This window comes from Heyndrickxia faecalis, from assembly GCF_040267745.1.
In the GTDB taxonomy this organism is placed as follows: Bacteria; Bacillota; Bacilli; order Bacillales; family Bacillaceae_C; genus Weizmannia; species Weizmannia faecalis.
Map to the genome: position 1 here is coordinate 911,565 of NZ_CP158453.1, position 20,399 is coordinate 931,963.

The window sequence follows — 20,399 nt, forward strand, 5'->3', positions numbered from 1 at the left end:
GAGCGAGGAGGCTCGCCGGCCGCCCGCGGAAAGCGAGTGAATTTCGCGCGCCTCAACATCCCCGTTATCCATCTTTATACGGAAATATTACATCTTTTCCGAAAATTACACCGAGCAAGTAAAGCACGGTAGCCGAAAGTGTACAAAAAGAGTGTCTTGGAATACCCGATATTTAAACCTTGTCGAGAAAAACTTGACACATACGGCAGCTTTTGAATCTTTTGCATATTTTAAGCTTGTATTTTAAATTGAAGGATGATCCGGGAGCAGATATTTACCCGCGCGTTTTCATCTTTGGCGGCAAAGCGGCACCGAGCTACACTTACGCCAAGGAAATCATTAAGTTGATAAACGCCGCAGCGGATCTCATTAACCATGACCCGGCAGTCAGGGATATGCTGAAGATCGTTTTTATCGAAAATTACGGTGTGTCGCTGGCCGAGCGGATCATCCCTGCGGCTGACGTCAGCGAACAGATTTCCCTCGCATCCAAAGAAGCCTCCGGGACGAGCAATATGAAATTTATGCTCAATGGTGCGGTCACATTGGCCACGCTGGACGGTGCAAATGTGGAAATCCGCGACCTCGTGGGGGAAGACAATATTATCCTTTTCGGGCTGACCGATCAGGAAGTTTTCCAATATTACCATGACCGGTCTTATCATTCCTATGATTATTATAAAAACAATCCGGTGCTGCACCGTGTGCTTGATGCGCTGATTGACGGCTCGATTCCCGGTGTGCAGGCGGAAGGGCGGGACATCTTTGATTCCCTCATTAAATATGGTGATGAGTTTTTTGTTTTAAGAGATTTCGAGGATTACGCGCTGGCGCAGAAAAAAGTGGACATGCTGTACCGCGATCCGCTCAAATGGCAGGAGATGGCATTGATCAATATCGCCAATGCCGGTGTATTTTCATCGGATTATACCGTGCTCAGATATGCAGCCGAAATTTGGAACGTGAACAGCAAAACAAGGCTTTTTTAGTGGATTGTCTCTCATCCCTGTATGGCACGCGGGTACAGCCCCGGTGAAGCGTACCCGCTTGGCAAATAGAAAAGGCCGGCTTGCTGTATATTGCCCGGAATCCTCCCGCTAAAAGCAGCCGGCAAGGACCGGGCCGCTCACTTATGGGGGAACCGGGCATCCAGCAGCATAAGCCGTTTTCCGGACGGGAGAAAAAAGGAGATGAAATTTCGTCTGAATCTTTGCTTTTTTGCAGGGAAATATGTCCGCTTGGCGAATATCATTCAATAGATTTCCAGCAGGAGGGGGAGACACGTGAAAAACATTTATTTTTTTACCGGTTTTCCTGGTTTTATCGCTTCGTCGCTGATCAGGCGGATGGCACAATTGGATTATCCGGCCGGGCACATTTATTTGCTTGTGCTTCCGGCGATGCGCCAAAAAGCAGAGGCGGAGATCAGGGAAATTTGCAAGGAAGCGGAAAACATTTCGGAGGAACAGTTCACCGTCATTGAAGGGGATATTACAAAAGAAGGGCTCTCGATTGAAGATGGGATGCGCTTCAAGCTGGCAGAAGAAGTAACCCATGTGTTCCACCTTGCCGCCATTTACGATCTTGCGGTGAAACGGGACATCGCCTGGCGGGTGAATGTAACGGGAACAGAGAACGTAAACCAGTGGGTAAAAACGCTTAAAGCCTTAAAACGGTATGTGTATTTCAGCACCGCCTACGTGTCGGGGAAAAGGGAAGGGCGCATTTACGAACATGAACTCGACATGGGGCAGACGTTTAAAAACCATTATGAGGAGTCAAAATTTGAAGCGGAAAAGCGCGTTCGCGACATCATGGGGGAGGTGCCGGTTACGGTGATCCGCCCCGGGATTGTAAAAGGGCATTCAAAGACTGGTGAAACCATTAAATTTGACGGCATTTATTTTCTTTTGAATACGCTTACAAAATTTAAAATTTTTCCCGTGATTCCGTATTTCGGCGAGGGCACGGCGGAAGGAAATTTTGTCCCGGTCGATTACATTTTTGATGCCACCCTTTATCTTGCCCATGCACATGCCGGGACGGGAAAAACGTATCACCTTACCGACCCGCATCCGTACCGCATGCGCGAATTGTACAAAATGGTCATGGAAGCGTATCTCGGAAGAAAACCGCACGGGACCATCCCGCTATCGGTAATGGAATGGCTGTTTTCTATTAAGGCTTTCCGGAAATGGCTGAATGCGGAGCGGGAAGCCCTTGAATATTTTACATGCAAGGCAGAATATGACTGTAGCACGGCCCAAAAAGATTTGGAGGGGTCCGGGATTTCCTGCCCGGATTTCAAAGAGACATTGCCGGCAATGGTCCGTTTTTATGAGACGCACAAAGATGACCGCGATAAGCAGCTGAAGATTGTTTAAAGAGAGGATTCCGTATGAATGCAGAGTCGATTCTGGCAAAACAGCAAGCTTTCTTTTATTCGGGGAAAACAAAGCCGTATGCATTCCGCATCAGGGCGCTTGAGGCGCTGAAAAAAGCTGTTATCCGGCATGAAAGGGCACTGTCGGATGCGCTCCGGAAAGACTTGAACAAGTCGGCGTTTGATGCGTATGCAACAGAAATCGGCATTCTTCTGAGCGAGCTTTCATTTACATTGAAACATTTGAAAAGATGGATGAAACCGGAGCGGGCAAAAACGCCGCTCACCCATGCCGGTTCAAAAAGCATGATTATACCGGAACCGTACGGCACGGCGCTCATTATTTCGCCATGGAACTTTCCGCTGCAGCTCGCGCTTGTACCGCTTGTTGGCGCAGTGGCCGCCGGAAACTGTGCAGTGATCAAGCCGTCGGAATACACGCCGCATACTTCAAAAGCTTTGAAAAAACTGGTGGAAGAAATATTCCCGGAAGATTTTATCGCCGTGATCGAAGGCGGGGTAGAAACGAGCCAGGCGCTTCTTGAACTGCCATTTGAGCCGTTCGGCGGCGTCGGGGCAAGCGGGATGGGCGCTTACCACGGAAAGGAAAGCTTTAATGCCTTCTCCCACCGGAAAAGTGTGTTACGACAAACAACCGTCTTCGACATCCCGTTCCGTTATCCAAATATGAAAAATGGGTTGACAAAAATAAAAAGATTTTTAAAATGAAGATTGACATTTTTTATTTTCAGCATTAAGATAATAATCAATCAATAGCAGTGAAGAAGCGTAACCTGTGTGGATTCCGAAGAGAGCCGGTGGGTGGTGCGAACCGGTGATGACGTGCAGGCGAATGGGCTTCCGAGCTTCCAAACCGAAACGTCCGGAGTAGGCTTTGGCGAATGCCTTATCGTTACAAAAGGCAGGTATACGGTTTTTCCCTGATACCGTCAAAGCCGGGCTGATTAAGCCAATAAAGGTGGCACCGCGGGTTCCCCGTCCTTTACATGGATTGGGGTCCTCTTTATATTTTTTTAAAAAATGGGAGAGGGATTATGATGCAACTGAATCAGAGGCACTTTAACTGATATAAAATACGCGCTTCATGAATTAATTGAAGGCTTTTTTTATGTAGAAATGAAAAATACGGCTCACAAATATGCGAGTGAGCATGAGAAAACAAATCTTCCTTTTGGAATGTTGTGTGTAAACCACCACTATTTGCTGGGCGGAAAAAGCGCTTCCGTTTTTCATGTGGCAGCATGTGTAGAACTGATTATACTTGCCTTTAATATTTTAGATGACTGGCAAGATCAGGATCATCATCGCTCGCCATGGATGCAAGATCATGCAGGCCAATCATTGACGGTGGAAACGGCCTTTTTGTTGTTGGCTATGTAAAAATTGAATGGATTTTTAGGCAGTCAAAAAAATAATTTGGCTTTTCAACTAATCGTTGACCGAATAAATCGTTCCGTTCATGGTCAATTTGCTGATATTCGAAATGCACCATTGAAAGAAGAAGAATATATTGCAGTAATTAAGCAAAAATCAGGAGCACTTTGTGCGCTCGCTTGCTTGTGCGGAGCTATGCTAGCTGGTAATACTACTGATCTTCATTTAATAGGTGAGTATGCAACTGGAATAGGTATTTGTGCCCAGCTCGAGAACGATCTTGATGATGTTCTCCATTTGGGTGAAAAAAATGATCTAATTCACAAAAAATGGACACTGGCTACCATGTATCTCGCCCATCACCCAAGCCGAATCGGAAAGGCAGTGGCATCTTATTTTGAAAATCGGCTGTCTTTAGATCGATTACTAGCCATTCAATCATTGGAGGCATGGATTCAATCATCAGGTGTTATTCTCTATACAAGAGTTTTAATAGAAGCTGAAAAAATAAAAGCAAAAAACATTATTGATAAATTGTCCGTTGACGAAACCATTAAAAGACAAATCAAGAGCTTTGTTGATGGAATTCATTTCAAGGCGGATATCCCAGGAGAAACTTAAGATTGTAAATCTTAGTTTTCTCCTTAATCTTTAGTTGGAAACATCATTTTAAAATATATAAATGGTATTATATGGATGATAGATGAATAATATGGGAGATGATAAGATGGAAACGTTTATTTACCAGTTGATGAAGCAACCACATCTGATTGAAGAAATTAAAGCGGGGACTTTTGATTACCCGGAATCTTTTACTGAAGAAGATAAATGTGCCGTATTGAATGCTATCAAAGGGGAGAACAGTCAAGATTATCGTTTATGGGCCTGATATAAAATGATTAGAATGCGCTTTCTTTTGCTAACTGGTTTATTTTTGTCGTTTATACTTGCTACGTATTTTGTGTTTGTTATTTTTAAGTATCCATACATAGGCATTATTGTCAAAAAGACGGATCATCAAATCGTGGTGGACAGTGTAGATCCGTACGGGTGGGCTTCTGAACAGTCCATTTACAGGGGGGATGTTATCCGGCTTATTGACGGACGTTCTCCAACAAAAAAGCCATCCGTCCAACATAAGGAGATTATTAGTGACGCTAAGAAAATAACGATAGAACGCGGGAACCAGGATGTACAATATAAAATAGATAATCATCAGCCTGTTACTGGAATGATTTATTATTTTCTTGTTCCATCGGTTTTCTTTTTGGTTTGTTTTTCTTTAGGATGTTTTTTATTTAAATTTCTGGATAAAAACAAGTCAATTCCAGTCCTGATCCTTTTTTTAGCAGTAATCGCCCCCGTATTACTAAATATTAGTGCCAATTCCCGAATCTACAATTGGAGCAGGTATACAGTGGGGATATTTATGTGTATCAGTCTGGTATTGCTGCTACATTTTTTGCGAAATTATTATCATTCCTCATCACGACTGGTTTCAAACCATGTGCTTTCTTTTCTATATTTAGGCGCCGGACTTGTTTTGATAAACCGGGTAATCGCCGCCGATTATCCGCTTGAACTGTTTTTTGTGCCCGTTGTCTTTATCATTCTTATGATCTCTGTTTTTCGATTATATTATCAAACGAAAAACAGTGAGGTGAAAAAATCATTACAGGTGCTTTTTACGGGTATCTTCCTTGCCCTTATGCCATTTGTCACACTTTACGCACTTCCAATCGTCATTTTCAAGGATTCAATCATGCCATGGGAGTGGACAACACCTTTTCTTGTTTTTTTACCAATTACAACGGGCTATTTGGCGCTGACTTATAAAATGATTGATTTGTCCTTTATTATCAACCGGCTGCACTATTATTGCTTGATGAGCCTAATGATAATGTCCGTTATTTTAACGGGAACGCTCGCTTTTGATCCGGGTAAACTGTCGGGCAATATATTTAGGATTACACGCCTGGCTCTGTTTGTTTTTACTGTTATACTGTTGTTTTTATATATAAAAGATTATGTCGAATACCGGTTTAGAAAAATTATGTTTCCAAAACGGCAGGATTTTCAAATGAGCTTGAATCGTTTTTTGCAATGGATGAAGTCGGAGCATAAGCTGGCTAATTTAGCCTTTATTTTGAAACGGGAAATTGAAAACTTTCTGCCAGCTAAGGAAGTTACTTTAGTAAAGGTCGATCAGAATGGGAAAGCTATTTCTTTACTCGACAATACTAAAGTGAATGTGACACATCACTCGATGACGAATGAATGTACAGAACGTTTTCAGATGGATGTGCACGGGTTTAAAATCAACTTGTATCATGACAAAAGCGGCACGATCTTTTTATATGGGCGTTGGAAAATGCGAAGAAAGCTCAATCCCGATGAAAAGATTTGGCTTGAGACGCTTTTAAACTATGCACAGGTTGTGATTGAGAATCAGGACAAGGCTGAAGACCTTATCGCTTTATTAAGCTTGGAAAAAGACCGGGATTTGTTGCCGCATACAGTAAAAAAAGCAATTTTTAACATTTCAGAGCGCGAACGCAAGCAATTGTCGAGGGATCTACACGACACGATCATACAAGAGCTGCTGGCACTGGCGAGGGATGTCGATATCAAAAGGGCCGGTTGTGCTGATCCATTTGTTATTGACATGCTGTCCGAAATTCGGGAGGGAATTTTAAATAACATTAAAACATTGCGGGAAATCATACATCATTTACATCCGGAATTTATTCACAAAATGGGCTTGCCCCTTGCTCTGAATCAATTATGCCTTCAAGTACAAAAACAATCATCATTTGCTTTACATATGCATATCGATCAGCATTTTACAATTTTTGATCGTGAACTGGAAATCAACATGTATCGTATTGTCCAAGAGCTTTTAAACAACGCGATCAAGCATTCCCAAGCAGAGCATGTAAGCTTAATTTTGGCTGAAGAAAGCACGAGGTATATTCTTCTTTACGATGATGATGGGATTGGGATAGACAAAGATGTACTCAAACGCCAGCATCATTTCAGCACGATGGGATGGCCAGGTTTAAACGGGCGCGTAGCCATTACCGGCGGTCAATTAAACATAGACTCACTTAAAACAGGAAACGGTAGGAAAGGGCTTCATATAGAAATTGTCTGGCCAATCAGCCGAGGTTTATAAATAGCCAGTTTTACAAGGAGGAGTATAATGATGGCGTCCATACTTGTCATTGATGATCATCGTTTAGTGGCAAGCGGTACGAAGAGTTTGCTGCAAAACGCAGGATTTGAAGCGGAAGCCATTTTTTCTGCTGATTATTTAAAAGAAAAGATAGAGAGTGCGAATTATGATGTTTTTCTTATTGACTGGAGTTTTCCTGAAGTGAACGGTCTGGAAATATCAAAAAAAATAATCAAATTACAGCCGCAAGCTAAAATTATTATTTATACGGGTTTTGATTCAGAACTTGCTATTGTGTTGGACCAATTAATTGAAGAAGGCATTTCCGGGATTATCAGTAAAACGGCCTCAGTGAATACTTTAATTAACGCTGTTCATGCCGTTATCAGTGGATACAGCATTTTTCCAAATACCCTTGTGAAAGAGTCTGTTTACACCCTCCGGTTGAAAAAGGAAACTGAAAATCTGTTTAGTGAAAGAGAAATAGAAATTATTGAGTGTTTAATTGACGGTGATACGAACAAGGAAATTGCTGCTAAACTTTACATCACTCAACGTTCTGTAGAGTATCAGCTGCGCTCCATTTATAAAAAATTGGGCATTCATTCCAGAGAACAAGTGGCGGATAGAGTAAAAGAAATGAGGATTATTTCGCCTGATTCATATAAAATTCATGGATAGAGCGGATTTGCAAAGAATTCCGCTTTTTTGGTATTAGCCACCACTGTTTGGGCTGCAGCTGTCCACTTTTTTTCGGTGTTACCACACAAAAATTTCGGTGATACCCCGCAAAGATTTCGGTGACAATGGCTCTTTTGTCTATTAAAATAAACGTGTCATTTTTTAGGTATTTTTTTGACAATTAAGGATCCCCTCAGTGCAAAGTAAATTAGGTCATTTGTACTGTGTGTTGGTGATGTCTCTTTTTATATCAAATTTGATTGGAGGATGAAAAGTTGATCGAAGCCAAGGACATCTCCGTTTCAATTGGAGGAGTACCCGTGCTGCATGCTGAGTCAGTACGTTGCAATTCCGGAACCATGACAGCTCTCGTTGGTCCCAGTGGGTGTGGGAAAACCACACTTCTGCACTGCCTTGGGTTGTTGCTCCCGGTGGATCAAGGCCAGATTTTATTTAATGGAAAAGATGTTACAAAGTACAATTCATCGGCACGACGCAAATTTTGGTGTGATCACGCAGCCTTCATACTTCAAGATTACGGAATCATGGATGAGGAGTCGATTGCTTTCAATGTAACCATGCATGCAAGTATGTTTGGTCGGCGTTTCAGGGGAAATCGCGAACGCTTGGCGAAGGTACTTGAGCAAACAGGTTTACAGGGCCGGGAAAAGGAGCTGGCCGGTCACCTAAGCGGAGGAGAAAAACAGCGATTAGCTTTAGCGCGTGCTGTTTACAAGGATGCGGAGCTTCTATTTGTTGATGAGCCTACTGCTTCTCTTGACGCAGTCAATCGGAAAAAAGTCATCCATTTATTGGCGAATTTTGCTCTGGGTGGTCGTACAGTGATTGTGTCAACGCACGATTCCGAGATGATTAACGCATGTGGTGCCAAACATGAAGTCGGTTCTAACAGTTCATTACATAATCCGTCTTCTACTGATTTAACTGGTAATATGGGAGAAACCTTATGAAGCCGGTTCATAAGAAAATTATTGGTGTGGTTGTCGGTTTGTTGTTAATAGTGGGAGCGCTTGCGTTACTGAACGGCTGGTTCTCAGGCTCAGAGGACACGCATCCGCCGTGCAATCAGCTGCCGACTGTGTCGAAGGTAGATGAGGCGATTGCTAGCCATCAAAAACTTACTAAGGAGATAAAATCAATAGGGGATGACATTACAGTTGAAGTGGGGAGGCCTTGCTCCAAAGACCAGAACCGGGGACTGGTCATGGTGAAATATGGTACAAAAACTGAGCGTAAAGCGATTGATGATCTTCTTAGCCGTCGAAACGGGTTCGGGGTTCCGGTATATCTGGTGAAGAACTAATGCCTATTTCCACCGTAGGATGACTTTTTACATTAGGAAACAGCATGGCAATAATTCATTTGTATTTTTTAATATGTTGGCCGAATAACAGTGTGAAGGAAGGAAAGGAATAAATGAAAAAACATGATCTGCTAATCCTCGCTATTACACAGAGGCTCAACGATAATAATAAAAAACATTGGGAAACGGTGAGTCGAGTTTCTGACGTTCATGGAGGGTTTATCTGTGTATAAGCGTATTATCGTGGTGGTTGCGAGTGCCTTGTTTGCACTACTTGCGTTGCTCGCTGCAATTATCACAGGCCTATATGATCGAGACTTTCCGCAAGCCATTCATACTGGGAGTAGGATTAGCCTAGACTTTAGCGAATCAAATATTTCCATTACCAAGGCCTTTGACACGTTGGAGAAATTAGATGCACGCTGAGGTCTGGGACTAGTCAAGGTTGCACCGGATCTTGAGGGGGATGGCGATGCTCAGATTTTCGTGGCACTTAACAATGAGGGCTTCCCCAAGGAATTTACTTGGTTTGGCGGCGAAGGTACAGGTAAGATCGTTGGGAAGGAGAGACTTGCCACTTCTTACCCTGATGGTTTATATTTAGTGACCGGAAAGGAAACCCACTTGAATGAGTTGGTGAACTCGTTAAAGCAATCAGGTGTTAAGGTGAGTCGAACGGATGCGTCAATTTTTCGCAGTCTAGAATTTGTGGTGCGGGAAAGGGGATTTGCTGCTGCTGTTGTTGCAGCTTTTGCGCTAATCGCCGCACTGGCGTTGTTTTGGTTGTCGTTGAGAGCACGCGGGCGAGCGCTCCGTGTTTTAGGTGGATGTCCAACCGTACAAATCCAAATGCAGGATCTATCAGGGTTCGGTGGTGCGCTACTGCTTGCGGCGTTAGTCGTGGTGATGGTTTCAGCAGGCTATGTAGGTATATTTCATGGCTGGATGTACATAGGTGCCTTTCTCAAAGCTTTAGTAAGTCTACAAGTTGCAATCATCGGTGTATCCCTATTCGTAGCGTTTGTTATGTCGGCTTCTGCCTGGCCGAGCGCAACCATGCTTGCCACCAGACAACCAGCAGTAAAGAGCCTGCGTGTAGCGGCAATTGTGATTCAAGTATTAACTTTTCTACTGGTGGTTGCTGCGGCCGGACCCGCATGGTCTACATACAAACACTCTTCAGCTATGGCAGCTGAAATGGCACAGTGGAAGCAATTGGCAGACCAAGTCGCCATTGTATTTGCAACAGATGTTGATGAAATGGACAGCTTGGAACCCCAAATTGGCAAATTAGTAAAAGAAGCTGAATCGCGTGATAAGGTTGCTCTATCTTATACTTTTACCAAAGAAATGGGATTACCGGCTGATTCTGGAAAGTATTCAGCAGTCTCATTCGTGAACCAGCGTTGGCTCGACCTAGTGACTAAGGGTGCACCACAGTCAGCTGTTAAACCGGTACCTTATCGCAGTATTCCAAAGGGACTCATTCAAATGGTTCGTGAAGAGACTAAACTTCTATCAAGGCATGGTTTTTCTAGGGAATTATTCGCACAGCTTCAGTTTATGCAACCAGTAAAAGGGTTTCAGTTACCAGTGGCCCAAGGAGGTGGGGGCCAAAGTCTTCACTTTGCTGACGATGTCCTGGTCGTTGTTGTGCCATCGATTTATGATGCATTTAACGATTCTACACTAACCTCCATGGCTTCAACTAGTAACATTGTGTTTACCGGTGTGGCTGCTACACAGCAATTGTTAAAAAATCACGGCCTTGATGTGCGCGCGTTACGCGAACACGGCATTCATGGTGAACTTCATATTGCTTACATTGCTGAAGATGGGATTCTTCAAGCGCAGTTTGCAGCGAATGTTGTAAGGTTGCAGAGCTTTGCGCTGATTGCCTTGGTGGTTGCTTTCACTGTCGCAACAGTGATCAGTGCGTTGATTACCGCGATATTACGGGCGAAACATGACTTCCCGCTTCGGTTGGCGGGTCAATCTTGGGCACGGATTTTATGGAATCGTGTGGTCAAGGAATTGCTAATTGGTACCGGCCTTGCGGGCATTGTTGTCATGCTACAAAGGCCAGATGCGATGGAAGCCGTACTTGTGATAGCAGTATATGGATTGCTTGTCGTACCGTTAAGTCATCTTTTTGCTACGCGCTATTGTTTCAATGGTGTTATCAGACGTCGAATTTGATGGCAGTCTCAGACAATTTTATATGAAAAATGTTTAAATGGTCATTTTATTTAATGTGCAATCTGAACTGTTTTCTGTTATATAAACGAAGTTGGTTTCCAACTTTTCATTCTATGAAATATTTTTTGGATTGAGATTTTTGTGGGACTTCTTTCTTTTTAGGGAAATCGCTGGATTATTCTTTTTACTACTATTGTTTCTAGGGTAATAACCATTGTAGAACATAAGGAATAATAAAAGACATTTGAAATTAAAACAAAAATAAGGTACATGCCTGAGGCCAGCAGATAGAGTAAAAAAATGAGGATTATTTCGCTGATTCATATAAAAATCCATGGATAGAGCGGATTCGCACAGAATTCCGCTTTTTTGTATTAGCCATCAATGTTTGGGTAGCATCTGTCCACTTTTTTTCGGTGATACCACACAAATTTTTCGGTAATACCACACAAAGATTTCGGTGACAATGGCTCTAGGGCCTATTAAAATATGAGTATCAGATACATTGATTAGTGTATCTTTCTAAAGTTTTTAATGTCCTTAATAACTGATAAAAAATATCCTTGATTTTCTTATGGGTTGAGGAAAAAGGATTGAAGAATTCAACTATTAACAATATTAAACAATTAATGGAGAGATAAACAAATGAAAAAAGAAATAACATCATCAAATACTTATTGGATTTTTATTTCTTTATTTTTTATAGTAATATTTAATGCTTTTTTTCAATACTGTATTCATCAAAAAGCGCTAAATTTGTTTTGGTCTCAGGTTGATAAAGAAAATCATCTTGGCTCTTCAATTAATGTAATATTTTATGCTGTTCAAAGTTTTACGGTGCTTACGTCAATAGTTGGCATATTAATAGGAGCTTTAGTGGTTGCTTTTTTTGGATTCCTGTTTGGAATTAAAAAAAAGAAAAAAGATTATTTATTAGTTTATTCCCTAACTTCATTATTTCTTTCATTTAAACTTGTCATAGCAGGCATAGTAAATCTGTTTCATGCAAATACAAGCAAAATCTATATTGTTGGAAAGCAGAGTTTTCTTTCACAAATAGCGGATCCTTTTTTATGGTTAAGTACTGTTTTATTTTTCCTTTTAGGAGTTAATATTTTATCAAGCAACAGAAAAAAAGTATTTTATTTAACACTCATTTATTTGCTGATTAAATTTGTAAATATCGGTCTCTCTTATTTTCTAAATTATATAGTTTAATAATGGGGGGGCTATTAAACTATATATATAAAAATTAAGATTGGAGTGAAATGTATGGTAAACAGCTTATCTAACAAAAAAAGGGTATTTCTGTTTGTGGTAATTGGGCTGGTACTCGCCACTCTGTCATCGGTTGCGTATATCAGCACACTACAAATCACTATTCATCAAACTGCAGTTTTGCCTGGCAATGCTTACTTAGCAAGCACTCTTGGCATTTCCACCGCCGCAGCAAAGAAGGCTATCGATATTATCGATACTGCTTCAACGATTGCATCAATTATTTCTTTAATTGGTGTTGTTACAGGCGCTGGAGCTATCTCTTACGCTGTTGTCGCTACTGCTAAAGCGATGATCAAAAAATACGGTAAAAAGTACGCGGCTGCTTGGTAATTAGCATTACCTGCCCCCCTTTTTTAGTTTGAAGAAAGAGTTGACGAGTTTATGAAAAATAATAATTATAGTATACTGTATTATATTGTGAAATTTAATATGCTCTCAAAGACAAGAAAAAAATTAGACGATTGGAATCTGAATCATATTGGGGTTAAAAAGGCCTTTTATGCTTTATTATCCTTTATCTTTCTCACTTCATTACTAGTGTTTATTTTGTCGTTTTATATTAGTAAGAAATACATGCTCCCAAATACATATTTACAGTTACTGTTGGTATTCATTTTCATTGAACAAATCGCTTCGTCCCTAAGTTTTTTCAAAAACAATAGAGACTATTTTTTAAAAGATGAAAGAAAGTTAATCCATCAAAATAGAAGGATTAGGATTGTTCAGTTGAAATCTGTTTTAGTATATAAAACTATTGAAAAAGCAATGCTAACAAGTATTTTAATATTAATACCCGTTTTATTAGCTTTAAACCTAACCCAAAACTCAATTATCGGTATATTTGATTTGCTTCTCATAGTACTTATGTATTTCTTTGTTAACTTTTTCTTGTCGTTGTTATTCTCTTACATTCCATATATTTTATCAATTTTATGGTCAAGAGCATTAAAATCATCCATTATAAAAATAATTGCATTAATTATTAACCTATTGGTACCTGTGATTATTGGCTTCTTCGGATTTTATTTGCTGAATAAATTTAATATTGTACAGTCCCTGTATGAATTATCCCATACTAAAATATTTTATTATTTTAAAGTGGCAAACCCTTATCAAGTAATTTGTAAAAATAACATTTCCTCCGACTTAATCATTGTTTCAATTTTGGCGGTTTCATGTGTGCTTGTATATATAATATGGAGCAAAACTTTAGAGAGATTCGACTTAATAGAGTACACGAAATTAAATAATCGAGTTTACTCAAACACAATACCGCTAGCAAATAAAAAGAAAATATTTTATTGTATCTTACATAAAGATAGAGCTTTTCTATTAAGAATCGATGGTTTCTTTTTTAGAAATCTTGGCAACATGCTATTTTTGGTTATGTTTTTTCTTGGATTTGGTTTCCCTTTTATCTTAAGATACTTTAGTGGCTATCCTGTTCAAGCATCGATTATTTCCGCTTTTTTAATTTCTTCATTGTTCTATCAGCTTGTTGGAGATGCAATAAAAATGATTCTTTCCGTTGAATTAGATTTAAAAAATTACCATATTTTTTATTCTAATGTATTTAATTTATGGGAATTAGCAAAACCAAAATTAAGAAATTATAATCTTATTGTTTGGTTTCTAACGATTTTTCTAACTTTTATTTCTTTTTTCTGGCAACCTTATTTCATTCTGCTTCATTTTGTATTTTTTATTATATTTTTGTGTAACGGTTATTTATATAGCCTTATTCAAACAAGTAGTGTTTTACTGTATCCAAAAAAGAACTGGGAGCATTTCTATGAAATCGGGGAATCAAGTAAAGCAAAAACATTTCAACATATCTACGAAGGATGTATCTTTGTCATTATATTACAAATGATAAGTCTCGTCAGTTTCCTGTTAATGAAATTCAGTACTTTTTCTTCAATTATACTTTTAAGCCTTGGGACAGTTATGATTGTTTTTACTTTACTTAATTATTTATTCTCTATGTTATATCTAAAAAAGATTAACATGAATGAGAGGTACATTTTGAATGATAGAGATTAAAAATATTAAAAAACGATTCGATAAAAAAATTGTTCTGAGGGGGCTTTCTCTGGAAATTAAAGACGGCGATTTTTTTGGAATATTAGGGACAAACGGTGTAGGGAAAACAACTTTGTTAAAAATTATTGCAGGGATGATGGTTCCTGATAGTGGGGAAGTCACCATAAATGGAGAAAAACAAGACATTAAAAATTATGCATTGCAAAATCTTATAGGATTTGTACCGGATCACGCTATTTTATACGAATATCTTACGGGAGAAGAGTATCTGTATTTTGTTGGCGGAATGTTTAATGTGCCAAAAAAGAAAATTGTCGAATTTGCCGCGAATATCCTTAATGATTTTGAATTGTATAATGAGAAAGATCAATTAATAAAAACGTATTCTCATGGAATGAAGCAAAAGATTTCGATAGCGGCTGCTCTAATACATGAGCCTCAAATTTTAATATTAGATGAACCGCTTACGGGAATAGATTTAAAATCAAGTAAGGTTATAAGGAAATTTCTAAAAGATTACACGGATAAAGGAAAAACAGTGCTCATAACAACTCACTTATTAGAATTAGCTCATTCTGTTTGCAACCAAATAGCAATCATCCATGAAGGCAAACTTGCCAGAAAAATAACCGTGCAAGATTATAGCTTGGATAAATTAGAGGAGGAAGTAGAAAACATATATGTATAAAGTTCCCTCTATTTTAAGAAACAATTGGATTTTGTTGACGATTACAACAGCAATCTATGTTTCGGGTTTTGTATACGGTATCACATCCGCTGATCCAGTTAATAAAAGCGGAAGTTTAAATACAACATCTAGTCTGATACATCTAATTGACAATAATTTATTAGCGTGCGGTCTGATCATTTCCGGTTTTTTTACGTTTGGTTTAACTACAATTTTATATTTATTTACAAATGGATTAATCCTTGGCGAATCCATTATGAATAATCTGGACTTTGGTGTATTAAAAATTGTTTTATTGATTTTACCACATGGAATATTCGAAATTCCTGCTTTAATTGTAAGTGGAGTAATTGGTTTTAAAGGTATTACTCTAATTCCTCAATTGTTCCACAAGAAAAATATCAGCAACTTTATCAAAGATTATTTTACAAATATACTGCTATTACTAATTGTGGTAATGCTATTTATTATGATCAGCGGTTTAATAGAAACCTATTTGACACCATTATTCAAATAGAAAGGATAGGAAAATGAAAAAAATAGGTGAAATCTTATATTTGATTGGAATTCCGCTTGTTTTAGCTTTCGGATTGATTATATCCCATTATTATCCATTTTTATTGCCAGTAAGTACTTTCGGGTTATTTGGTTTATATATGTTTTTGTTTAGCCCATTTAAAAAGATTTTTGCACGAATACTATTTATCACAGTATTTATTGTAAACTTAATCGGCAGTGTTCTTTTATATTTTGCCTGAAAGGAGATGGGATAGTTGGTTAACAAGTATGCAATTTTTATAGTTGCACTTATATTTTTTATTCTAGCAGTTACAGTCAAGCCGGTTTTTGAACTTATAGGTTGGAATCTTCCGGATAGAACATTAAATATGGTGGCAGTTATTTTTGGCCTCCTCGCACTTTGCATATCGTTAATAACAGCCGTCATTGCCGTTATCGATTTTAAAAAGTAGATTTCCATAGTTGCGTTTTAAGCCACATTTATTAACAAGAAATAAAAACATATTTATGAACGAGGTTTTATCATGAATGAAGAGACAGCTAACGGGAAGAAAAATCTCATTATTGCTTTGATTATTATTGCCGCCCTTTTTGGAGTGCTGTGCTTGGTAATTGTTTTAAGGACGAATGCAAGTTTAAAAAGCGAACCCCATTACCAGCAATATGTGGTCAAATATACTCCGGCGTTAGTTGAAACAGGGAAGGTTTCAGCAAAGCAGACACAGAATTTGCAACTACCGGATGGTACAGTACAAAAAGTAAATGTACGGAACGGTGATGAAGTGAAAAAAGGGGATGTTCTCTTAACAACCCATAATAACGAAATCATAGAGAAGATTACTGAGGTGAAACAGAGTATTTTAAAAATACAGCGCGACTTAGCGGTTCAAAAACAAAACATTGCTTATCTTAAAAAGAAATTATCAGCAGTACACCAAGAAGAGAATAAAGAGGAGCTGAATCTTGAAATTGCAAGAGATCAGAATACCTATCGAGATACAGAAGCTGGTTTGCAAAATCAACAGGATCAATTAAATCAGCTGGAGAATAGAGTGGAGGGCAGGTTAAAAGCACCGTTTGATGGTGTGGTGAGTATTTCCACTAATAATAGCGGCCAATCGCAATACAGCATCAGCTCGGATGCTTTAGAGGTCCAGTCGAGTGTTTCCGAATATGACTATGACAAGTTGCGTGTAGGGAGTAAAGTGGTTATTAAGGCCTTGGCAAACGGGAAGAGGCAGACCACAACCATTCAGTTTATTTCCAAAATACCCTCAAAAACCGCTACTAAGAAAGGCTTTTCAATGTATGACTTCACGGTCGATGTGGATCGCCGCTTTATGGCAGGCCAAAGCGTGCAAATCACAATACCACAAAAGCAAATAAAGCTTCCGAGCAAAGCCATTATCAAAAAGAATGGTCAAACGGCCGTTTATTTAGTCGTAAATGGAAAAGCACGTTTTCGCACTGTGGCGGTAGAGAAACAGAACGGTTTCTACACCCTCAAAAGCGGATTGCACCCCGGCGATCGTATTGTGGCTGATCCGGACAAACGACTAAAAGATGGAGCGAAGGTGAACTGATTGATTCGATTAGAACGGCTCAACAAGTATTATCAACAAGGAGATGAAAAAATTCATGTGCTGAAGGATATTTCTTTGGAAATTAATCAAGGAGAGTTCGTGGCAATTATGGGGCCGTCGGGTTCGGGCAAATCAACGCTCATTAATATCATTGGCTTTCTTGATAATCAATTTGAGGGTGAATACTTGTTTAAGAGGAATTCGGTAATTGGCAAGTCATCAAAAGACTATGCAAAGTTGCGAAATCAAAACGTGGGCTTCGTTTTCCAAAATTTTAAACTGATTGCGAATTTAACGGTTGCTGAGAATGTTGGTTTACCGCTGCTTTATGCCGGATACCGCCGAAAGGACATCGGCGAACGAGTGAATAATGTATTACAAAGTGTGCATTTAAAAGGAATTGCTAAAAAGTTGCCGTCCCAGCTGTCGGGCGGCCAGCAACAGCGTGTTGCCATTGCCCGCGCCCTTATATCCAAGCCGAGTTTCTTACTGGCCGATGAGCCCACTGGCGCACTTGACAGGCATACTTCGCAAGAGATTTTAAAACTGTTCCTTGACTTAAATCAAAAATTACGATCCACCATTATTATGGTTACGCACGATTACCAAGTTGCCAGCCAGAGCCAACGTATGATTCAAATTATGGATGGCCGGATTGAAAGCGATAGGAGCGTCAGCAAATGAGGGCAGCCGAACTGTTTTTTACTGCAATACGTTCGCTTTTGGCGAATCGAAGGCGAAGTATTTTAACAATGTTGGGCATCGTTATCGGCATTGCCTCGGTGATTACGATTATTTCCTTAGGTAAAGGCGTTGAGAAAGCAACTCTTAAAAATTTACAGGCGTCCAATTCGGGCAAGCAGTCAACTGTCGTGGAATATTATGCTGACGATTTGAACGCGGCCGAATCTGGTTTTAATGAGTCGGATCTATCGTTATTAAATTCCGCCGGGGCAAGCTTCGGACTGGCAGAGGCTCATATTATTAACGATGACAATGGGACAGTCGATGTCCAGGCTTCGCTAAATGGTAGCGAACAAAACGTAACAGTAAAGCTTCTTAAACGTTCTTCTTCGGAACAAGAGATTTCTGCTGGCCATAATATCTCTCAAAATAATATCACATTCGCTGATCCTGTTGCTTTAATTTCAAAAAAATTGGCGGCTTCTATTTATATTCAACCCAATCGTGCCTTAGATACGGCTGTCATCGTGAATGGGATTAGCTACCATGTTATCGGAGTCTTTGAACCCACATTTCGCACGTCTTAAATATAGTTCATTCTAATTTTTGAATGAACTATATTTAAATGGCTTGGTGGGATGATATCTTCTTATTTTTGAGGAATTTTCGATAAAATTCTTTTCAATTCGACATTCTTTTCATGAATTCCTCCTATTGTGTGTTATTCTCCTTTGTTTTCGACATTTTTTGACACGTATATTGATACATCATACCCGCATAATTCAATGATTTTTTTGGCTTGTGAATCAATATTATCGGGTAAGAGCCTTATTTTTTGTTGATTTTGATTTATAAGGATCACGGTAATATCTTCTAATTGCTCTAACAATGCTTGGCCTGTGGGTTGATAGAGTTTCCTTTTTCCTTTCAAGATTAGAGATAGGTTCTTTTCTTTCAGTTCTTTTCTAACTCGATATTCTAAAATTCCATAGATTAATAAAGCCATCACATACACAATACCTAAGGCCTCAACCCTTTCCGGGGTTTTTAAGTAAATGGCATCAATCATTTGTGAATCTTTGATTAATCGGAAACGGGTCTCAGCGGCCGACTGTCCTTTATAAACCCTCAAAACTTCTTGATTGGATAGTGTCTCCTCATCTAATTTATTTGTGATTAAAACAAAAGTGCTGAGCATTTTTTTCTTATTTTCGATAAAATCATGATCTTTTTCAAACGATTCCAGTTGTATTTGATAGATTTGTTCTTGTTTTGTCTGTTCGTCCTTTTTAGGTCTTCCTCTCTTTTTTCGTTTGATAGGTTGATCACTCATCTGGACGTTTAGTTTATAACAGAAATATGAAGCCTTTTGTTTTTTCTTAAAAGATTGAATTGCTTCTAGTGCGTCCTCTTTACAATGAAAGATAACTTTACTCAGTTTTTCTATCTCTTTTTTTAATTGTATTTCTTCCTTTTCGATCGCCCGATTTAGGGTTTTCTCTTTTCGTTGATCTAAATTGTTTGAGTGGACAACAAGAAACCGGTAAGGAAGGTTTTGAATTTGTCTTTCAAAAGCTTGAATTTGGTAAATAGCTGCGTCTTTTTTATTGCTAAGTGAGCCTACCCTTTCCCAGTTATTGAGCAACCATGCCTCTTTCTTTAGTTCTGTGCTTAAACCGAATGTATCAGGTAAACGGGAAATAAACGATAAATTTTGTTGTTGAATTTCCGCTAGATTTTCCGTTGTGATTAATGCAGAATCGGCTTGATAAATGAGATTTTTCCAATCTTCATGGGAAAGGATTTTTCTCATCTTTTGAATGAATTCCACATTCCAAGATTTATCCGAAGTATTCCCATTTTCTACTTTTGCAAGGATAGGAATTCGTTCAGGTGTGACCCCCATCCCCAGAACGATTTGTTTTAAGTCAGGCCTATGGGCCTTACTATACCCGTACGTAATTTGCAGTCCATCTTCCTTCGGTTGCTTATATTCTCCGTAAACAGAAATTGAGGTTGTATCGTTATGCAGTACACCAATAGGAAGATTCAATTTTTTTAGTGCTTTTAATGCAATGGTGGAATAGACTTTCCATGCTTCGGCTTCATACAAGTAATCTAATGCTCTTCCTAATGCATCATCATTTAATTGATCGGGTGAAACCGATGTATCGAAAAGCATCTCAGAATCTAGGTTTTGATAGAATTCATGAACCTTATAAAGGGGCTTGCCACTGCATAAAATGTTTAAGACAAGGGCTTTAATCCTTGTTCCGGGTGAGACATGACAACGGACAGAATCCCATTTGACTAAATCATTAATGGTCTTTTCGAGTTCTATTTCATCACACAGTTTAGATAAAAGTTGAGACGGCCCCACATGTAAGGTTAAAATTTGATCTGACATAAAAATTTCCTCATCTTCCCGTAATTAGATAATCATT

The 20,399-nt window shown here is 39.1% G+C and carries 22 protein-coding genes and 1 other annotated feature; of the genes, 21 read left to right on the forward strand and 1 reads right to left on the reverse strand.

From position 1 onward, the window contains the following. Positions 1-212: 212 nt before the first annotated feature. The 21 genes from ABR335_RS04120 (at position 213) to ABR335_RS04220 (ending at position 18,542) form a co-directional block, all read left to right on the forward strand. A complete protein-coding gene (locus tag ABR335_RS04120) occupies positions 213-989 on the forward strand; it encodes a glycogen/starch/alpha-glucan phosphorylase (RefSeq protein ID WP_350346603.1) in 777 nt (258 codons plus the stop codon). A 294-nt stretch (positions 990-1,283) separates the two neighbouring features. Continuing rightward, positions 1,284-2,384, forward strand: coding sequence for an SDR family oxidoreductase (locus ABR335_RS04125; protein WP_350346604.1), 1,101 nt, complete (start codon positions 1,284-1,286; stop codon positions 2,382-2,384). 14 nt (positions 2,385-2,398) lie between these two features. Then, entirely contained in the window at positions 2,399-3,112 is a 714-nt protein-coding gene (locus ABR335_RS04130) for an aldehyde dehydrogenase family protein (protein WP_350346605.1), read from the forward strand. Between the two features lie 41 nt (positions 3,113-3,153). After that, positions 3,154-3,390 (forward strand) — a binding site (T-box leader). Between the two features lie 130 nt (positions 3,391-3,520). Continuing rightward, a complete protein-coding gene (locus tag ABR335_RS04135; RefSeq protein ID WP_350346606.1) occupies positions 3,521-3,784 on the forward strand; it encodes a hypothetical protein in 264 nt (87 codons plus the stop codon). 3 nt (positions 3,785-3,787) lie between these two features. After that, positions 3,788-4,399, forward strand: a complete 612-nt coding sequence (locus ABR335_RS04140; RefSeq protein WP_350346607.1) for a polyprenyl synthetase family protein — start codon at positions 3,788-3,790, stop codon at positions 4,397-4,399. Positions 4,400-4,505: 106 nt separating this feature from the next. Continuing rightward, the gene (locus ABR335_RS04145; protein WP_014097332.1) at positions 4,506-4,667 is read left to right on the forward strand and encodes a hypothetical protein; all 162 of its coding nucleotides are present in this window, start codon (positions 4,506-4,508) and stop codon (positions 4,665-4,667) included. A gap of 6 nt (positions 4,668-4,673) precedes the next feature. Further along, complete coding sequence (locus ABR335_RS04150) at positions 4,674-6,953, forward strand: sensor histidine kinase (protein ID WP_350346608.1); 2,280 nt, start codon at positions 4,674-4,676, stop codon at positions 6,951-6,953. A gap of 30 nt (positions 6,954-6,983) precedes the next feature. Further along, entirely contained in the window at positions 6,984-7,634 is a 651-nt protein-coding gene (locus tag ABR335_RS04155) for a response regulator transcription factor (RefSeq protein WP_225620915.1), read from the forward strand. A gap of 275 nt (positions 7,635-7,909) precedes the next feature. After that, a complete protein-coding gene (locus ABR335_RS04160; protein WP_350346609.1) occupies positions 7,910-8,605 on the forward strand; it encodes an ABC transporter ATP-binding protein in 696 nt (231 codons plus the stop codon). Further along, positions 8,602-8,958: a hypothetical protein gene (locus ABR335_RS04165; protein ID WP_014097337.1), complete on the forward strand. Its 357-nt coding sequence runs from the start codon at positions 8,602-8,604 to the stop codon at positions 8,956-8,958. The genes ABR335_RS04160 and ABR335_RS04165 overlap by 4 nt, the downstream gene beginning before the upstream one ends. Before the next feature lie 486 nt (positions 8,959-9,444). Next, entirely contained in the window at positions 9,445-11,157 is a 1,713-nt protein-coding gene (locus ABR335_RS04170) for a hypothetical protein (RefSeq protein WP_350346610.1), read from the forward strand. A gap of 645 nt (positions 11,158-11,802) precedes the next feature. Continuing rightward, entirely contained in the window at positions 11,803-12,375 is a 573-nt protein-coding gene (locus tag ABR335_RS04175) for a hypothetical protein (protein ID WP_035190626.1), read from the forward strand. Positions 12,376-12,429: 54 nt separating this feature from the next. After that, positions 12,430-12,768 carry an uberolysin/carnocyclin family circular bacteriocin gene (locus tag ABR335_RS04180; protein WP_035190623.1) on the forward strand — a complete coding sequence of 113 codons (339 nt, stop codon included), beginning with the start codon at positions 12,430-12,432 and terminating at the stop codon, positions 12,766-12,768. 51 nt (positions 12,769-12,819) lie between these two features. Continuing rightward, the gene (locus tag ABR335_RS04185) at positions 12,820-14,481 is read left to right on the forward strand and encodes a hypothetical protein (RefSeq protein ID WP_035190621.1); all 1,662 of its coding nucleotides are present in this window, start codon (positions 12,820-12,822) and stop codon (positions 14,479-14,481) included. Then, positions 14,468-15,169, forward strand: a complete 702-nt coding sequence (locus ABR335_RS04190) for an ABC transporter ATP-binding protein (protein ID WP_014097343.1) — start codon at positions 14,468-14,470, stop codon at positions 15,167-15,169. Before ABR335_RS04185 ends, ABR335_RS04190 begins: the two co-directional genes overlap by 14 nt. After that, positions 15,162-15,686, forward strand: coding sequence for a stage II sporulation protein M (locus ABR335_RS04195; RefSeq protein WP_035190618.1), 525 nt, complete (start codon positions 15,162-15,164; stop codon positions 15,684-15,686). The genes ABR335_RS04190 and ABR335_RS04195 overlap by 8 nt, the downstream gene beginning before the upstream one ends. 13 nt (positions 15,687-15,699) lie before the next feature. Next, the gene (locus ABR335_RS04200) at positions 15,700-15,927 is read left to right on the forward strand and encodes a DUF5970 family protein (RefSeq protein ID WP_014097345.1); all 228 of its coding nucleotides are present in this window, start codon (positions 15,700-15,702) and stop codon (positions 15,925-15,927) included. Between the two features lie 15 nt (positions 15,928-15,942). Next, positions 15,943-16,140 carry a hypothetical protein gene (locus ABR335_RS04205; protein WP_014097346.1) on the forward strand — a complete coding sequence of 66 codons (198 nt, stop codon included), beginning with the start codon at positions 15,943-15,945 and terminating at the stop codon, positions 16,138-16,140. A 72-nt stretch (positions 16,141-16,212) separates the two neighbouring features. Beyond that, the gene (locus ABR335_RS04210) at positions 16,213-17,271 is read left to right on the forward strand and encodes an efflux RND transporter periplasmic adaptor subunit (RefSeq protein ID WP_035190615.1); all 1,059 of its coding nucleotides are present in this window, start codon (positions 16,213-16,215) and stop codon (positions 17,269-17,271) included. Further along, a complete protein-coding gene (locus tag ABR335_RS04215; RefSeq protein WP_014097348.1) occupies positions 17,272-17,955 on the forward strand; it encodes an ABC transporter ATP-binding protein in 684 nt (227 codons plus the stop codon). It begins immediately after the preceding gene. Further along, positions 17,952-18,542, forward strand: a complete 591-nt coding sequence (locus tag ABR335_RS04220; protein ID WP_350346611.1) for an ABC transporter permease — start codon at positions 17,952-17,954, stop codon at positions 18,540-18,542. The genes ABR335_RS04215 and ABR335_RS04220 overlap by 4 nt, the downstream gene beginning before the upstream one ends. Before the next feature lie 134 nt (positions 18,543-18,676). Here the strand turns inward: ABR335_RS04220 and ABR335_RS04225 are convergent, their stop codons facing one another. Next, entirely contained in the window at positions 18,677-20,362 is a 1,686-nt protein-coding gene (locus ABR335_RS04225; protein WP_260832243.1) for an IS1634 family transposase, read from the reverse strand. Between the last annotated feature and the right edge of the window lie 37 nt (positions 20,363-20,399).

Excerpts from the sequence above, each read along its gene's own strand:
- ABR335_RS04130 (WP_350346605.1), top strand. The coding sequence starts at position 2,399 with ATGAATGCAGAGTCGATTCTGGCAAAACAGCAAGCTTTCTTTTATTCG.
- ABR335_RS04135 (WP_350346606.1), top strand. The coding sequence starts at position 3,521 with ATGAAAAATACGGCTCACAAATATGCGAGTGAGCATGAGAAAACAAAT.
- ABR335_RS04145 (WP_014097332.1), top strand. The coding sequence starts at position 4,506 with ATGGAAACGTTTATTTACCAGTTGATGAAGCAACCACATCTGATTGAA.
- ABR335_RS04150 (WP_350346608.1), top strand. The coding sequence starts at position 4,674 with ATGATTAGAATGCGCTTTCTTTTGCTAACTGGTTTATTTTTGTCGTTT.
- ABR335_RS04155 (WP_225620915.1), top strand. The coding sequence starts at position 6,984 with ATGGCGTCCATACTTGTCATTGATGATCATCGTTTAGTGGCAAGCGGT.
- ABR335_RS04165 (WP_014097337.1), top strand. The coding sequence starts at position 8,602 with ATGAAGCCGGTTCATAAGAAAATTATTGGTGTGGTTGTCGGTTTGTTG.
- ABR335_RS04175 (WP_035190626.1), top strand. The coding sequence starts at position 11,803 with ATGAAAAAAGAAATAACATCATCAAATACTTATTGGATTTTTATTTCT.
- ABR335_RS04180 (WP_035190623.1), top strand. The coding sequence starts at position 12,430 with ATGGTAAACAGCTTATCTAACAAAAAAAGGGTATTTCTGTTTGTGGTA.
- ABR335_RS04185 (WP_035190621.1), top strand. The coding sequence starts at position 12,820 with ATGAAAAATAATAATTATAGTATACTGTATTATATTGTGAAATTTAAT.
- ABR335_RS04190 (WP_014097343.1), top strand. The coding sequence starts at position 14,468 with ATGATAGAGATTAAAAATATTAAAAAACGATTCGATAAAAAAATTGTT.
- ABR335_RS04195 (WP_035190618.1), top strand. The coding sequence starts at position 15,162 with ATGTATAAAGTTCCCTCTATTTTAAGAAACAATTGGATTTTGTTGACG.
- ABR335_RS04200 (WP_014097345.1), top strand. The coding sequence starts at position 15,700 with ATGAAAAAAATAGGTGAAATCTTATATTTGATTGGAATTCCGCTTGTT.
- ABR335_RS04210 (WP_035190615.1), top strand. The coding sequence starts at position 16,213 with ATGAATGAAGAGACAGCTAACGGGAAGAAAAATCTCATTATTGCTTTG.
- ABR335_RS04220 (WP_350346611.1), top strand. The coding sequence starts at position 17,952 with ATGAGGGCAGCCGAACTGTTTTTTACTGCAATACGTTCGCTTTTGGCG.
- ABR335_RS04225 (WP_260832243.1), bottom strand. The coding sequence starts at position 20,362 with ATGTCAGATCAAATTTTAACCTTACATGTGGGGCCGTCTCAACTTTTA.